Genomic DNA, 15,034 nt, shown 5'->3' with positions numbered 1-15,034 from the left:
CTTTCTTTCGATAAACCCGCTACACATAAAACTGTGATAGCCGTGACAATGTCAGGAAATTGCTATGTCCAATAATACAGAACAAAATATCATCCCTACTGCTGATTTATCGCCACAAGCAGCACCCGCTCGTACCCGTAAAGCTCAACGTGATGCCGCTGAAAATTTTATTAATACCGTTTCTGGCGTTTCGTTTCCTAATTCACAGCGTATTTATTTACAAGGTTCTAGAGACGATATCCAAGTCCCGATGCGAGAAATCCAGCTCTCTCAAACCTTGACTGGTGGCGATAAAGATAACCCTCAATTTGAAGATAACGAACCTGTTCCTATCTATGATACATCTGGCCCTTACGGCGACCCAGTTTCTGAATTAAATGTGCATAAAGGTCTTAAAAAAATTCGTGCGCCATGGATAAGTGAACGAGCTGATACCGTACCTGTCGAAAATTTAAGTTCCGATTTTACCCAACAACGCCTTGCTGATGCAGGTCTTGATCATCTGCGCTTTAACAACCGCCCTCACCCATTAAAAGCCCAAACTAACAAGTGTGTTACCCAATTACACTATGCACGTAAAGGCATCGTAACCCCTGAAATGGAGTTTATTGCAATCCGCGAAAATATGGGGCGTGAACGTATTCGTGGTGAAGTTTTATTGCAACAACACCCAGGCCAAGGCTTTGGCGCAAATTTACCGGAGAATATTACCCCTGAATTTGTTCGCCAAGAAGTGGCGGCAGGTCGCGCCATTATCCCAGCCAATATCAACCATCCCGAATCAGAACCAATGATTATTGGCCGTAATTTCTTGGTTAAGGTTAATGCTAATATTGGTAATTCATCGGTCACCTCATCTATTGAAGAAGAAGTCGAAAAACTGATTTGGTCAACACGTTGGGGGGCGGATACCGTCATGGATTTATCCACTGGCCGTTATATTCACGAAACTCGCGAATGGATTTTACGTAACAGCCCAGTGCCTATTGGTACGGTTCCGATTTACCAAGCGCTCGAAAAAGTAAACGGTATCGCCGAAAATCTCACGTGGGAAATGTTCCGTGACACATTATTAGAACAAGCAGAGCAAGGCGTCGATTACTTCACTATCCATGCCGGCGTATTACTACGCTATGTACCGATGACCGCCAAGCGCCTAACAGGGATCGTCTCTCGCGGTGGCTCCATCATGGCCAAATGGTGCTTGTCTCATCACCAAGAAAACTTCCTGTATGAGCACTTCCGTGAAATCTGTGAAATTTGTGCCGCTTACGACGTTTCCTTGTCATTAGGGGATGGCCTGCGCCCAGGCTCAATCCAAGACGCCAACGATGAAGCACAATTTGCCGAATTACATACCCTTGGTGAGTTAACCAAAATTGCGTGGGAATATGATGTCCAAGTCATGATCGAAGGCCCTGGCCACGTACCAATGCAAATGATCCGCCGTAATATGACGGAAGAATTGGAACATTGCCACGAAGCGCCATTCTATACCTTAGGCCCACTCACAACCGATATTGCTCCGGGTTATGACCACTTTACTTCTGGTATTGGTGCCGCCATGATCGGCTGGTTTGGCTGTGCAATGTTATGCTATGTCACCCCGAAAGAACACTTGGGATTGCCGAATAAAGACGATGTTAAACAAGGGCTAATCACTTATAAGATTGCAGCTCACGCCGCTGACCTTGCTAAAGGGCACCCTGGTGCACAGATCCGTGATAACGCCATGTCCAAAGCCCGTTTTGAATTTCGCTGGGAAGACCAATTTAACTTGGCATTAGACCCTGAAACTGCTCGCAAATATCACGATGAAACCTTACCACAAGCCTCTGGGAAAATTGCCCATTTCTGTTCTATGTGCGGACCGAAATTCTGTTCAATGAAGATTTCCCAAGAAGTTCGTGACTACGCAGCACAAAAAGAAGCCGGTATGGAACAGATGTCAGAAGCCTTCCGTGCTCATGGCAGCGAGCTCTACCATGGTGCTGAAATTGTGAACGCAGAGGTGGATGAAAATGCCAAAATTGCCTAGTGCTATATCTATTCCAAATACTATATCTATCCCAAATAGTCCTTTTCCTGCGACCGAACAACGCCTTGGGCTTTACCCCGTTGTGGATTCCGTTGAATGGATTGAACGCTTGCTTAATGCAGGTGTTTCCACCATCCAATTACGCATCAAAGACAAACCTGATGCCGATGTTCGTGATGATATTCAACAAGCGATTGCGCTAGGAAAAAAACATAACGCACGTTTATTTATTAATGATTACTGGCGCTTAGCGGTCGAGTTGGGTGCTTATGGCGTACATTTGGGCCAAGAAGATTTGGAAACTACCGATTTATTAGCAATCCACCAAGCGGGCTTACGGTTAGGAATATCAACGCACGATGAGCACGAACTGGCTATCGCGAAATCCGTGCGTCCTTCTTACATTGCTATGGGGCATATCTTTCCAACACAAACGAAAGAAATGCCTTCTTCGCCTCAGGGTTTAGAAACGCTTAAAGCCATGGTGGAAGCAACGCCTGATTACCCAACTGTCGCCATTGGTGGAATTTCTATTGATAAAGTCCCTGCAGTGCTAGCAACTGGGGTAGGTAGTGTTGCGCTGGTCAGTGCGATTACCAAAGCCGATGATTGGCGCGCTGCAACAGAAACGTTGTTGGATTTAATTGAGCGAAATACTGCCAACTAGCAAATTTTTAATCACATAACTCGCCCTGCTTTGTCATCATAAAACAGGGTGAGTGATGATTTAAGGAATTCAATCATGTTAAGTGACCAAGAATTCATGCGTTACAGCCGTCAGCTACTACTCGAAGACATTAGTCCCGAGGGGCAACAAAAACTCAAAAATAGCAAAGTCCTCATTGTCGGCTTAGGGGGGTTAGGCTCCCCCGCGTCCCTTTATTTAACGGGGGCTGGTGTCGGCGAATTGTGGCTAGCTGACCACGATGACTTGCACGTTTCTAACTTACAACGGCAGGTACTTTACGATACCGATGATATCGGCCAGCCAAAAGCCCAGCTTGCCGCAGATAGGCTGCATCGGCTCAATCCATTGGTAAGAACCCATGTTGTCGCACAGAAGTTGGATGTTGAGACTTTAATTCCTTTAGCTGAACAAGTCGATTTAGTGCTTGATTGCTGCGATAACATGGCCACTCGCCATGCGGTCAATACCGCTTGTGTCATGACCAATACAACCTTAGTTAGCGGTAGTGCGGTTGGGTTTGGCGGCCAATTAATGGTACTTGAGCCGCCATTTAGTACTGGTTGCTATGCCTGTTTATATCCAGACAAAGATGAACCCGAGCGCAACTGCCGCACTGCCGGGGTATTAGGGCCTGTAGTTGGAATTATCGGCACGTTGCAAGCACTAGAAGCCATTAAATTACTTGTCGGCCTTCCCTCTTCACTGAGCGGTAAATTGCGTTTATTTGATGGGAAACAGCAACAATGGAATACATTGCAATTAACGCCGTCATTGCAATGTCCAATCTGTCGGGAAGAAACATGCATATCATAATTAACGACCAACCTATGGAATTCGACGCCCCACTGACGGTTAATCAATTATTTTCCACTCTCAACCGGCCAATAGTGGGAACTGCACTTGCTATCAACCAAGTGATCATTCCGAAGAGTCAGTGGGATTCACATCTCATTAATGACCAAGACAATATCTTGTTATTTCAAGCTATCGCTGGGGGCTAATAATGTTAAAAATCGCAGATTTAACTTTTCACTCACGCCTGTTTACTGGAACAGGTAAATTTGCCAGCGCCAACCTAATGCAAGACGCCATTGAGGCATCCGGCAGTCAATTGGTGACAATGGCAATGAAACGTATTGACTTACGTGGGCAAGATGATGGTATTTTACAGCCACTGCAAGAATTGGGTGTGAAGCTATTACCGAATACCTCCGGTGCGAAAAATGCCCAAGAGGCGGTATTTGCAGCGCGCCTAGCTCGAGAAGCCCTCGGTACCAATTGGGTCAAACTTGAGATCCATCCAGATATGCGTTATTTGCTACCCGATCCCATCGAGACATTACTCGCCGCAGAGCAGCTCGTTAAAGAGGGATTTGTTGTATTGCCTTATTGCAGCGCAGATCCAGTACTCTGTCGTCGTTTGGAAGAAGTAGGCTGTGCCGCTGTGATGCCATTAGGCTCACCGATTGGCACAAACAAAGGCTTAGCAACTAAAGAAATGCTCCGTATCATTATTGAACAAGCTTCTGTGCCTGTCGTCGTAGATGCCGGAATTGGTGCGCCAAGCCATGCGGCAGAAGCCATCGAAATGGGTGCCGATGCCGTTTTAGTCAATACCGCAATCGCGGTAGCGAAGCAACCTGCACTTATGGCAAAAGCGTTTAAACTCGCGGTCGAAGCCGCTGAGTTAGCTTATCAAAGCGGGTTAGCTGCGCCGAAGCAACAGGCGCAAGCGTCCAGCCCATTGACCCGTTTTTTAGGAGCCTTATCATGATCCCAAGTTTCCAAGAACGCTTACAAGCACTGGATTGGGACGATACAACACTGCGGATAAACAGTAAAACACCTGTCGATGTGGAACACGCTTTGGCGACAGACATACTCACACTCGATGATTTTATGGCTCTGCTTTCCCCTGCTGCCCGTCCCTATATTGAGCTGATGGCACAAAAAGCCCAGAAACTCACCCGCCAACGCTTTGGCCATGCTGTTGGCTTTTACGTGCCACTTTATTTATCGAACCTATGCGCAAACGATTGTACTTATTGCGGTTTCTCGATGAGTAATAAAATTAAGCGAAAAACGCTAAATGACGCTGAAATCATCAATGAGTGCGAAACCATTCGCAAAATTGGTTTTGATAGCTTATTACTGGTTACAGGGGAGCACCAAAGTAAAGTGGGTATGGACTACTTCCGCCACACATTCCCCATCATTCGCCCTTATTTCAGTTCGTTAATGATGGAAGTGCAGCCACTAAGCACAGATGAATATAAGGAGTTGAAAACTTTGGGGTTAGACGGTGTGATGGTTTATCAAGAAACCTACCATGAGCTCACGTATCAACTACATCATCTCAAAGGTAAAAAACAGGATTTTCACTGGCGCCTAGCCACTCCAGAACGTTTAGGAGAAGCAGGTATAGATAAAATCGGCCTTGGCGCGTTAATTGGTTTATCAAACAGTTGGCGTACCGATTGCTATATGGTTGCAGAACACTTGTTGTACTTACAGCAATACTACTGGCAAAGTCGTTATTCTATCTCTTTTCCTCGCTTGCGCCCTTGTGCAGGTGGCGTTGAACCAGCATCACTGATGAATGAAGCCGAATTAGTGCAATTGATTTGTGCTTTTCGCCTACTGGCGCCGAATGTCGAGCTTTCACTCTCAACCCGTGAATCACCTTATTTCCGTGATCACGTGGTGCCATTGGCAATTAACAACGTCAGTGCCGGCTCAAAAACCCAACCGGGTGGCTATGCAGATACCAAAGAAGAGCTAGAACAGTTTTCCCCAAATGATAACCGCAGTGCCGCTCAAGTCGCACATGCCCTTGTGCAAGCCGGTTTACAGCCCGTTTGGAAAGATTGGGATAGTTATTTAGGCCGTTAAATTTTACGGGCTAACGCAATGTTAGCCCGTAAATAACGATCAGTAAATGAATTAACATAATGTATAGTTTAATATCATTCATACTGTGTTACTGATCATAAGATATGAACAATACTCATACCATCACTAGGAAAAAATCAATTATATTTTTAACTTTTTGTATTAATTACGTATTATATTCTTATCACTTAATATTATAAATATAAGCACTTAATAGAACATTACTGTATTGTTCTATTAAGTTATAACACCATAATAAAAAATATTTCAAAAGCCATTACCTTTACACCATTATTCCACATAGAAAAAATTTACTATAGGAATATTTAATATGGGGCATCCAAGTATTTATCCTTCAGGAACTACTATTTTCAATAAAGAAAAAACATTTAGTGGTTATACCCTTTTTAACGCACCAGGAAAAGGTGCGCTATTAATTGATATGAATGGTCGAGAAGTGCATTTATGGCAAGGAGTTGATGGTTTCCCTAATAAAATTTTACCTGGTGGATATTTATTTGGTAGTCATGGTTTGCGATCACCTAAATATGGTGTTCAAGATCAAGTTGATTTAGTTCAATTTGATTGGGATGGTAACATTATATGGTCATTCAATAAATTAGAAAAAATACAAGATCCTAATCAAGAAATAATATGGATGGCAAGACAACATCATGATTTTCAACGTGATGGAAACCCTGTTTGTTATTATTCTCCTACATTAACATCACAAACCCATAGCGGAAATACTCTAATACTATGCCATCAAAATATTTACAAACCTGAAATATCAGATAAATGGCTACTTGATGATATTTTTATCGAAGTAGATTGGCAAGGTAATATTATCTGGCAATGGGCATTTAGCGATCACTTTTCAGAATTAAATTTCAGCGAAGAAGCTAGAAATGTTTTATATCGTGATCCAAATATGCGTAATGCTGGTGGAGGCATGGGAGATTATCTACATATTAATACCATGTCTCGTATAGGGCCAAATCTACATTATGATAATGGAGACGAACGTTTTCATCCTGATAACATTATTTGGGATTCTAGAGAAGCAAATATAATCGGAATAACTAGTCGAAAAACTGGAAAAATAGTTTGGCAATTAGGACCAGATTATAACGACAAACAAGTTCATCATCTTGGTTGGATTATCGGACCTCATCATGCTCATATTATACCTCATGGCCTCCCAGGTGCAGGAAATCTGTTAATTTTTGATAATGGAGGTTGGGCTGGTTATGGAGCACCAAACCCTTCATCTGTATATGGCTTAAAAAATGCATGGAGAGATAGTTCTCGAGTATTAGAAATAAACCCAGTTACTCTCGAAATTATTTGGCAACATGATGCAGAAAAACTAGGTTTTGCATCTCCCATGGATTCGAGTCGATTCTATAGCCCATATGTAAGTAGCGCTCAGCGTCTACCAAATGGTAATACTTTAATTACCGAAGGCTCAAATGGGCGATTGATTGAAATAACAGCTGAACATGAGATTGTGTGGGAATATGTCTCACCTTACTGGCGAGAAGGAAAAAAACGCAATAATATGATCTATCGTGCCTATAGAATCCCTTATGATTGGATCCCTCAATTAGATATACCTGAAGAAAATAGCATAGCACCTCTGGATGTCTCTCAATTTCGATTACCAAATGCAGCCCCTAAAGATACAATTACAGGAGTGTATATCGAAGGGATAATAAAACATAAAATTCCAGATGATGATATCTTATGTATTGCTCGCACTGGAGATAATCATTCCTCCAAAAAATCTGACATATTTTTCTTTTCCGATAAAATATATGAAATAGATAGTGAAACATTCTATTCAATTATTAATGAAAATAAAAATAATTTGATTTTCTTCGGTGCTAATTGGTGCAATAAATGTAAAGTATTGAATGAGTTATTACCTTCATTAGTGAAACTTTACTCAATAAATAAAATCAATTATCTCTCTGTAGATAATTCTGTTGAAACTCTTCAAAAGTATTCACTTAGAAGTATACCTATTATTGCAGTCTCAAATAATGGGAAATTAGTGGATAAACTCGTTGGATTACAGGATACAAAAACATATGTGAGCTTCCTCAATCAATATTTCGATAAAATAAGTTGAGGTTTATATATCATGTTGAAAAACAGTTTTTATTTACTTCTACTTCCAGTCATTATTTTTACAATTTGGTATATTACAACAACAATTGGAGGTGTTTCTCCTGTTATTTTTCCATCTATTCCGCAAGCATGGCATTCTTTGAATTTCCAATTATATTCTGGGCAATTATGGCAAGATTTATCAATTAGTTTATCCCGAGTATTAATAGCCTTTGCTATCGCTGCTATTTTTGCTTTTTTTCTTGGTATTATCATGGCATTGTCGCTACGAACAAACCAAATTTTCAACCTGACATTAAATGCTATACGTCAAATTCCTCCACTAGCATGGATACCATTATTAACTTTATGGTTTGGGATTGGTGAAGTAACTAAAATTATTCTTATTATAAAAAGTGCCTTTTTCCCTATATTACTAAGTACCATCAATGGAATACAAACGACACCTATGACTTATATTGAATTAGGTAATCTTTATCAATTCAATATCTGGCAAAAATTACGAAAAATTTATATTCCATCACTACTTCCCAACCTATTTACAGGTTTAAGGCTTGCAATGGGGTTATCTTGGGCAACAGTCGTTGCAGCAGAAATGATCGCAGCTAACTCAGGTATTGGCTATCGCATCAATGATGCCCGAATTATGCTAGATTCTCCAGTCGTTATAGTGGGTATTCTTGTTATCGGTATAGTCGGTTTATTATTAGATAAGATTTTATTAATTATATCTTATTACCTGCTGCCATGGTTAAGAACAGAAAGGAAATAAATATGCTGTCAATCAAAAATGGATTTAAAAACTTTACTATCAATAATAAGTTACTTCCTGTTTTAGAAGATATTAACCTTCAAGTTCAACAAGGTGAATTTATTGCTATCGTTGGCCATAGTGGTTGTGGGAAAAGTACTTTACTACGCATAATTGCAGGCTTAAACCAATTCAATAGTGGAAGTGTATTATTTAAAAATAAAGAGATAACCGAACCAAATATAGAAAGAGGAATGGTTTTTCAAGAAAATAGGCTTCTACCTTGGTTAACAATTGCTGATAATATCGCTTTCGGATTAGACCATATAGATAAAAAAACGAAGAAAATTTTAGTTGAAAATTATTTAAAACTCGTAAACTTGACTGAGTTTGCTAATGCTTATCCTAAACAACTCTCAGGAGGAATGGCACAACGTGCAGCAATTGCCCGTACAATAATCACCCAACCTGAACTATTGTTATTGGATGAACCGCTTGGCGCACTTGATGCTTTAACCAAAATTGAAATGCAACGAGAGATTTTATCTATCAAACAAGAAAAGCAACTGACGATGATTTTAGTTACCCATGATATTGAAGAGGCAATATATTTGGGAAATCGAGTAATTATAATGTCATCCCGCCCTGGAAACATAAAAAAAATAATTGATATTAATCTTCCTTATCCACGAAATCGAGGTAGTTCTGATTTCGCATATTATAAGAGAATTATTCTTCAAGAATTTTTTGATAATTCTGCAGAACTTTTTTCAAGTGAATATGAAATCTAGAAGGAACATATCATGACATTATTAAATTATATCAAATTTCCTATCATAGTATTAATTTCCTTCATTTTAGTTGGTTGTGGGGATGAAAGGCTACCTGACAGTAAAAATAATGAAAAAATTGTTCGTATTGGTACAGCAGATAATAATGGTCGTTTAAGTGGTTTGCTCGGTTTAGCAAAACAGCTAGGATATCTTGAAGAAGAGCTACAAAAAGTTGATTACCAATATTCCATTTCTGGTTTTGCAGGAGCAGGTCCAGCCGTCAATGAAGGCCTAGCGACAAATGCTATTGATATTGCTGTTTATGCTGATTTTCCGGGAATTATAGCCACATCGAGAGGTGTTCCCTTAAAATTAATCATGTCAGAGGATTCTTCCATCAATGCTAATATCGCAGTAAGAAAAGAGAGCAATATTCACTTGTTAGCTGACCTTAAAGGCAAGAAAGTTGCATTACCACGAGGAACGTATATGCAACGGTATTTCACGCTATTTATTGAACAACAAGGATATAAATTATCTGACTTCAATATTATTCAAATGACAAATGATGCTGAATCCGCATTATTAAACGGAGCAATTGATGCGATGGTATGGACTGAGCAAAGTACCGCCCGTTTAGAAAATAAATCTCCGACGATTACAACACTTTATTCAACCCGTACTGAACCTGAACTCTCAGGTATTTCTGTTATCGTAGGGCGAGAAGCATTCATAAATCAAAATGAGAAGGTGATTAAAGCAATGAATATTGCTTTATTAAAAGCAAGTAAATATGCGCAAAATAACCCCGATCAGGCAGAAATTTTACTTGCTAAAGAAAGCGATACTAATATTGAAATCATAAAAAAAATACATGATTTTCATAGTATAGATAGTTTTTCTAAACGCTATTCCGTTAATATTACTGATAATGACATCCGTAAGTTAAAGCAAACTCAACAATTTTTGATTGATAACAAAATTATCACTAAGCCTATTGATATAAAAAATTGGGTTTATACTAAAAAATAAACGCCCAAATGAAATCACATCCCTTTTAATTTCTTTTCTAGCAAAGATTTTCCTTCATCTTTGCTTTTTTTATCAAAACATTAAGCAATGTTATCCCACTTGATCGTATTTTCTAAAATAAGTGCCAATATAATGCCCATGAGTAACCCATTACCTAGTAAAGAACTAAACATTGTTGGCAAAGAATTTAATACCGCAGCAGGTGCTGACATCAAAAAGATGCCAATAAAAATAGGTAATGCGAGGCGATAAATATTACGTGCATTCAGTTTCATATCCGCAAGAAATGAAAATGAAGAAAATAGCAGCGGCAAATAAGTCGCTAACATAACCGCGCTACCAATGGCTAACGGCAAAGAGCGGAAAAATTGAGTCAATACCGCAATGCCCCCCACACATAAGAAAATAAGGCTGCCAATAGTAAAAGAGATACGTGAACTGTCTTTTGTTTGAGTAATTAGACCAATAGATGAGACAAACGGTGAAAAAGGCACTACGCCTATCGGCGCTGCTAATATTGTTACAACCCCTGACATCATAAAACTACGCCGATATAAGGATTTAACGGGTAATGAATTGGGATAAAAAACATCAGTTCCTCGCATCGCTCCAAACGTATTGGATGTGTTTAATATTCCAGCCAAAATCGCTGTCAGCACAATACTTATATTGATTTCATCGGATCTACCTAATGGAAATAACACCCATTGCCCTGATGAAACAGGTGATACCGTGCTGCCAAATAACCCACTATAAGCAAGCCATCCGGTAATTGTTCCAATCAATAATGCATATTTACTGATACTCATAGGTAAATAAATGATCATCGCGATGACGAATATCAGTACTGCGAGGGCTAAAAAGAAGACAGGATAATTAACTGTAATATTTTCACTGCCAACACCAAATGGTAGTCCTAACATCCCTTTTAAAAAAATAGTGACCAGTTGAGCACCAAGTAAAAACATAAACACCACAAGCACTCCCGGCTTGAACAAACCAGCTAACCAGCCACCAAGACCGCTTAAACCAATAAAAATGGTAATAATCCCAGACAGAAAAATCCCTATAGCCAAGCTCCATCCTATCGTCTCAAGAGAAGTTCCTTGCATAGATTCTGACAAGGTTACGGTTAAAATTGTTGCCCACCACAGCCCAGTTGGCCCTTCCATCACAGAGCGTTTATGGCCTATAAACGCTTGCAACAAGCAAGCCAGAGCCGTTAATAAAAAAGCATATTGGGTTATAACAAACGTGGTTTGTGGTGATAAATGAAACGCAGATTGTAAAGTCGGGGGAATAACAACCGTATTACAAAAGATAAAAAAGAACCATTGAAAACCAGAAATAATATTATTTTTTGTAATAGCAATATTCCGCATATTCATTCCTTACCGGCGATTATGTATCTGACCAGCTTAATGTTTATAACGGAAAATTTCTAATTTAAATCCAGCTGTTATAATACTGATAAATTACAATTAATTCTTATCATGATGAGAACTAGCTTCATACACTATTAACTCTGATTTTTGATCATTATTCTGCTATCTAATATTAATAAAGCGGGAAAAAATATCATTCCCGCTTTATTTTTTATCTTGATCACCGATAAAAGTTATAGATAGGGAAGTGGCCAATGTTTAAAATATATATGCTTAGCTTGCCAATCCACTTTATCAACATTGTCAGCCAGCAAATGTTTTGCGACGGTAAATGCAAATTCAAAGCTTACACCAAGCCCTTTTGCACTGATAAATTTTCCGTCAATAACAACATCTTGGTCAACATAAATGCCATCACCAAATTTCTCAGCCAACTTGTCCCCTGTACTATAATGCCTTCCTTCCAGTAACCCATGAGCTGCTAATACTTTCGCACCTGAAGAACATAGCGCACAAATATACTTATCCTCATTTATATGCCGCCGAAGGAAATCAACTACTTTTTCATTCGCATACAAACGGTCAGTTCCTTTTGGCCCACCAGGCATCATAACTGCATCATAAGTATGGGATAACTTTTCGACTAACAGATAATCTGCACTAATTTTAGTACCAAAATACGTATTTAAAATAAGCGAATCCATGCAAGATAAGACATCGACATGAATATCTAACCGACGCATGATATCAATGAAAACGACCGCTTCCCCTTCCTCGAAGCCATCTGCGAGCAAAACAGCAACTTGTTTCATAATATTCCTTTTATTTTCAAAACGATTTATTGCGGACTATCAACAATAAATTTGGGTTATACCCCAGCAAATCTAGATGATTTTTACTTGTTAAAGTGTTCCATCACTTTTGCAAACACGAATTTTATCCATCACCACCGCTTTCATCGCTGCCTTTCCTGGAACCAGATAATGGCGAGGGTCAGTAGCTTCTGGGTTCTCAATGAAATACTGCTTGATTGCATCAGAAAACGCGATTTTTAGCTCTGTCGCGACATTGACTTTACAAATTCCAAGCTCAATACAATGCCTGACATCTGCATCAGGGATCCCCGAAGCACCATGAAGAACTAAAGGCAAATTCGTTTTCTTACGGATTGCGTCCAGCCTAACAAAATCCAAATGTGGCTCACTTTTATACATGCCATGAGCGGTTCCAATTGCAACAGCTAAGGAATCAATACCAGTTCTTTGAATAAAAGTAATCGCAGCGTCAGGGTCGGTGAAAAGTGCATCTGCGGCATCAACAACTAAGTCATCTTCTTGCCCCCCTAGACGCCCAAGCTCAGCCTCAACTGTGCAGTCCCATTGATGGCAAAAATCAACAACCCGTTTAACTATTTGAATATTTTCTTCAAACGGAAAATGAGAAGCGTCAATCATCGCAGAACGCACACCCGCGGAGACTTTCTGGAAAATATCTGGAATATCTTCATGATGATCTAGATGCAAAGCCACTGGGACTTTATAGCGCTCAGCCGCTTGCTGGCAAATAGCTATCAAGTAGTCACTTCCTGCATAAGAAAACGTACTCGGTGTGCCTGCTAAAATAACCGGAGATGCCATTTCTGCAGCAGTTTCCATAACAACTTGAATGGTTTCTAAATTATGAATATTAAATGCGGGAACTGCATAGCCTCCCAGTTGGGCTCTGTTCAACATATTACGGGTAGATACCAAGTACATAATCGCCTCTCACCTTTCGATTGATTTCGAACAATATTAAACGAAAGAAACAGAAAGGTAAAAGATCTAAATCACATTTCTATTCCTTTCGCACTGAAAGCAAATGAAAGGAAGATTAGAAGTAGTGAGTCATTTTAGAGCTATAACTTGTCACTCCTTTACGTAACAAGTTGTTTTTAGGTCGTTTTGATTGGCCTAGTAGCGTTTCAATTACTTTCTGAGAGCATAATTGTTTCTCTAAACGGCGCGTCAATGGGGATTGCTGTTTGAGGTAATCTTCACGAAATATCACGGTGACCTCTTGTGTTTCTTTCACACCAATAACCGTTACCGCAATTGATGGTATTTCGAAATGAAAGTCTGAGCTTTCAACTGGCAGTGGGCTACAAGGGCTATCCCAAAGTTGAATTCGATTACCACAATACAAAGCAATAATTACAGCACGTAATGACCAAAAACTACTCGCAGGACCACTGTAATTATCGACTAGGCGGGCATCATAGCTAAATAAACCTTGAGTTGGCGCTCCCGCTTTTAAGGCACCATGACCAATAAAATAACGCAAAGTACTTTCTAGTGCGTTTTTAGCCTCCCCCACACTCACAGCATCCCCACCTAAATCAACACCGGCTAATAAAGGCGCGGACACCGCGAGGCGATAACATGCACTGCGGCCAAAAAATGGAATGCCTTGCGGTGTCATAAAATAACGATAATGATGGTTAAACTGATTTAATGAACTACGAATGAATTCATCATCGAAGTGGGGGCAAATTTGGTTCAGCCAATATAATGAATAGTAAAAGCCCCATGCATTATAGTAATCAAAGTTACCTTTCGCGCCATCCCGAAACCAGCCATCACCCACGTAAAATTGTTTCACTCTTTCATACCGCCACATTGCAATGGTATCTCGACCTGTGAGAGCTCGGATCACAAATTGCACGGTAAGAGGGAAAAGGTGCCAGTTGTTATCAACGATATCGCAATGATTAACCTGTTCGAACCACTCAATAATGCGTTGTTGCGCAGAGTTATCCAATTTATCCCATACCCACTCACGACTCAACCAGAGAGTCAGCGCTAAATCTGCAGATTCACAAATTTTTTGGTCATAATTTTCAAGCCTTCCCCAATAGCCTTTATGAGCAGGGTCTGTACCATGTAAAAATGCATTTTTGATGATTTCAGAAAGGTCAATTGATGCTAAATTTAACCCATTCAATATTGCTTTTTGGCTATGAACTAGCCATGAAGCAAGTAAAGGCAGTACCCTACTAACCCCTTCAAGGGCATCTGTCCGCACCGTTTGCTGGCCTGGGCTGCCAGGATAGTATGCGTGAGAGTAACCCCATGTTTGATAATGAACAAAAGCTTCCGTGGTATAGCGCACTAATAATTCGCAAAGAACTGAAAGTGGTTGATTTTCATCTTGAAAGGCTTTGATGATGTGGTTATCGTTACATTGATAGGCTGACTTTCTAATTAATCTTCGAATGATATTCTCTTTGAATAACTTCTGATAAATTTTTATATCTGGGTGCTCATAAGGCAGCTTTGGGCGTTCAGTCGGTATTGTCATACG

Annotated in this window: 14 protein-coding genes; 10 read left to right on the top strand and 4 right to left on the bottom strand. The window is 39.9% G+C overall.

Annotation, left to right across the window (positions count from 1 at the left end; translation table 11 throughout):
- Window positions 1-64 precede the first annotated feature (64 nt).
- From thiC to FVA72_RS01945, 10 genes are all read left to right on the top strand, one after another.
- Entirely contained in the window at window positions 65-2,038 is a 1,974-nt protein-coding gene (gene thiC, locus FVA72_RS01990) for a phosphomethylpyrimidine synthase ThiC (RefSeq protein ID WP_110592642.1), read from the top strand.
- Window positions 2,022-2,705: a thiamine phosphate synthase gene (gene thiE / locus FVA72_RS01985; RefSeq protein WP_153674192.1), complete on the top strand. Its 684-nt coding sequence runs from the start codon at window positions 2,022-2,024 to the stop codon at window positions 2,703-2,705. The genes thiC and thiE overlap by 17 nt, the downstream gene beginning before the upstream one ends.
- A gap of 75 nt (window positions 2,706-2,780) precedes the next feature.
- Complete coding sequence (locus tag FVA72_RS01980; RefSeq protein WP_096865030.1) at window positions 2,781-3,539, top strand: HesA/MoeB/ThiF family protein; 759 nt, start codon at window positions 2,781-2,783, stop codon at window positions 3,537-3,539.
- Complete coding sequence (thiS, locus tag FVA72_RS01975; protein WP_004264499.1) at window positions 3,527-3,727, top strand: sulfur carrier protein ThiS; 201 nt, start codon at window positions 3,527-3,529, stop codon at window positions 3,725-3,727. Before FVA72_RS01980 ends, thiS begins: the two co-directional genes overlap by 13 nt.
- Window positions 3,728-3,729: 2 nt before the next feature.
- Complete coding sequence (locus tag FVA72_RS01970) at window positions 3,730-4,500, top strand: thiazole synthase (protein WP_004264496.1); 771 nt, start codon at window positions 3,730-3,732, stop codon at window positions 4,498-4,500.
- Window positions 4,497-5,618: a 2-iminoacetate synthase ThiH gene (gene thiH, locus FVA72_RS01965; protein WP_165119636.1), complete on the top strand. Its 1,122-nt coding sequence runs from the start codon at window positions 4,497-4,499 to the stop codon at window positions 5,616-5,618. The genes FVA72_RS01970 and thiH overlap by 4 nt, the downstream gene beginning before the upstream one ends.
- Before the next feature lie 331 nt (window positions 5,619-5,949).
- The gene (locus FVA72_RS01960) at window positions 5,950-7,752 is read left to right on the top strand and encodes an arylsulfotransferase family protein (RefSeq protein ID WP_165119634.1); all 1,803 of its coding nucleotides are present in this window, start codon (window positions 5,950-5,952) and stop codon (window positions 7,750-7,752) included.
- 12 nt (window positions 7,753-7,764) lie between these two features.
- On the top strand, window positions 7,765-8,523 hold the full coding sequence (locus FVA72_RS01955) for an ABC transporter permease (protein WP_110592645.1): 759 nt from the start codon (window positions 7,765-7,767) through the stop codon (window positions 8,521-8,523).
- Between the two features lie 2 nt (window positions 8,524-8,525).
- A complete protein-coding gene (locus tag FVA72_RS01950; protein ID WP_228677527.1) occupies window positions 8,526-9,293 on the top strand; it encodes an ABC transporter ATP-binding protein in 768 nt (255 codons plus the stop codon).
- Window positions 9,294-9,305: 12 nt separating this feature from the next.
- Window positions 9,306-10,307: an ABC transporter substrate-binding protein gene (locus FVA72_RS01945; protein WP_110592646.1), complete on the top strand. Its 1,002-nt coding sequence runs from the start codon at window positions 9,306-9,308 to the stop codon at window positions 10,305-10,307.
- Between the two features lie 80 nt (window positions 10,308-10,387).
- Here the strand turns inward: FVA72_RS01945 and FVA72_RS01940 are convergent, their stop codons facing one another.
- From FVA72_RS01940 to FVA72_RS01925, 4 genes are all read right to left on the bottom strand, one after another.
- Window positions 10,388-11,689: a uracil/xanthine transporter gene (locus FVA72_RS01940; protein WP_175427107.1), complete on the bottom strand. Its 1,302-nt coding sequence runs from the start codon at window positions 11,687-11,689 to the stop codon at window positions 10,388-10,390.
- Between the two features lie 236 nt (window positions 11,690-11,925).
- A complete protein-coding gene (locus tag FVA72_RS01935) occupies window positions 11,926-12,507 on the bottom strand; it encodes a DJ-1/PfpI family protein (protein WP_110592648.1) in 582 nt (193 codons plus the stop codon).
- 87 nt (window positions 12,508-12,594) lie between these two features.
- Window positions 12,595-13,449, bottom strand: a complete 855-nt coding sequence (locus tag FVA72_RS01930) for a tagatose bisphosphate family class II aldolase (RefSeq protein WP_110592649.1) — start codon at window positions 13,447-13,449, stop codon at window positions 12,595-12,597.
- Window positions 13,450-13,564: 115 nt separating this feature from the next.
- The gene (locus FVA72_RS01925) at window positions 13,565-15,031 is read right to left on the bottom strand and encodes a DUF2264 domain-containing protein (RefSeq protein WP_004264467.1); all 1,467 of its coding nucleotides are present in this window, start codon (window positions 15,029-15,031) and stop codon (window positions 13,565-13,567) included.
- Window positions 15,032-15,034: the final 3 nt, after the last annotated feature.

The sequence above is a fragment of the Providencia sp. PROV061 genome, assembly GCF_011045655.1.
Classification (GTDB): Bacteria; Pseudomonadota; Gammaproteobacteria; order Enterobacterales; family Enterobacteriaceae; genus Providencia; species Providencia hangzhouensis.
Note: the sequence above shows the minus strand (reverse complement) of the source record. Positions and strands in the feature narration are given on the sequence as shown.

Coding starts and splice junctions, on each gene's coding strand:
- FVA72_RS01970 (WP_004264496.1), top strand. CDS start 3,730: ATGTTAAAAATCGCAGATTTAACTTTTCACTCACGCCTGTTTACTGGA.
- FVA72_RS01925 (WP_004264467.1), bottom strand. CDS start 15,031: ATGACAATACCGACTGAACGCCCAAAGCTGCCTTATGAGCACCCAGAT.
- FVA72_RS01960 (WP_165119634.1), top strand. CDS start 5,950: ATGGGGCATCCAAGTATTTATCCTTCAGGAACTACTATTTTCAATAAA.
- FVA72_RS01955 (WP_110592645.1), top strand. CDS start 7,765: ATGTTGAAAAACAGTTTTTATTTACTTCTACTTCCAGTCATTATTTTT.
- FVA72_RS01940 (WP_175427107.1), bottom strand. CDS start 11,689: ATGCGGAATATTGCTATTACAAAAAATAATATTATTTCTGGTTTTCAA.
- FVA72_RS01930 (WP_110592649.1), bottom strand. CDS start 13,449: ATGTACTTGGTATCTACCCGTAATATGTTGAACAGAGCCCAACTGGGA.
- FVA72_RS01950 (WP_228677527.1), top strand. CDS start 8,526: ATGCTGTCAATCAAAAATGGATTTAAAAACTTTACTATCAATAATAAG.
- thiS (WP_004264499.1), top strand. CDS start 3,527: ATGCATATCATAATTAACGACCAACCTATGGAATTCGACGCCCCACTG.
- thiE (WP_153674192.1), top strand. CDS start 2,022: ATGCCAAAATTGCCTAGTGCTATATCTATTCCAAATACTATATCTATC.
- thiC (WP_110592642.1), top strand. CDS start 65: ATGTCCAATAATACAGAACAAAATATCATCCCTACTGCTGATTTATCG.
- FVA72_RS01945 (WP_110592646.1), top strand. CDS start 9,306: ATGACATTATTAAATTATATCAAATTTCCTATCATAGTATTAATTTCC.
- FVA72_RS01980 (WP_096865030.1), top strand. CDS start 2,781: ATGTTAAGTGACCAAGAATTCATGCGTTACAGCCGTCAGCTACTACTC.
- thiH (WP_165119636.1), top strand. CDS start 4,497: ATGATCCCAAGTTTCCAAGAACGCTTACAAGCACTGGATTGGGACGAT.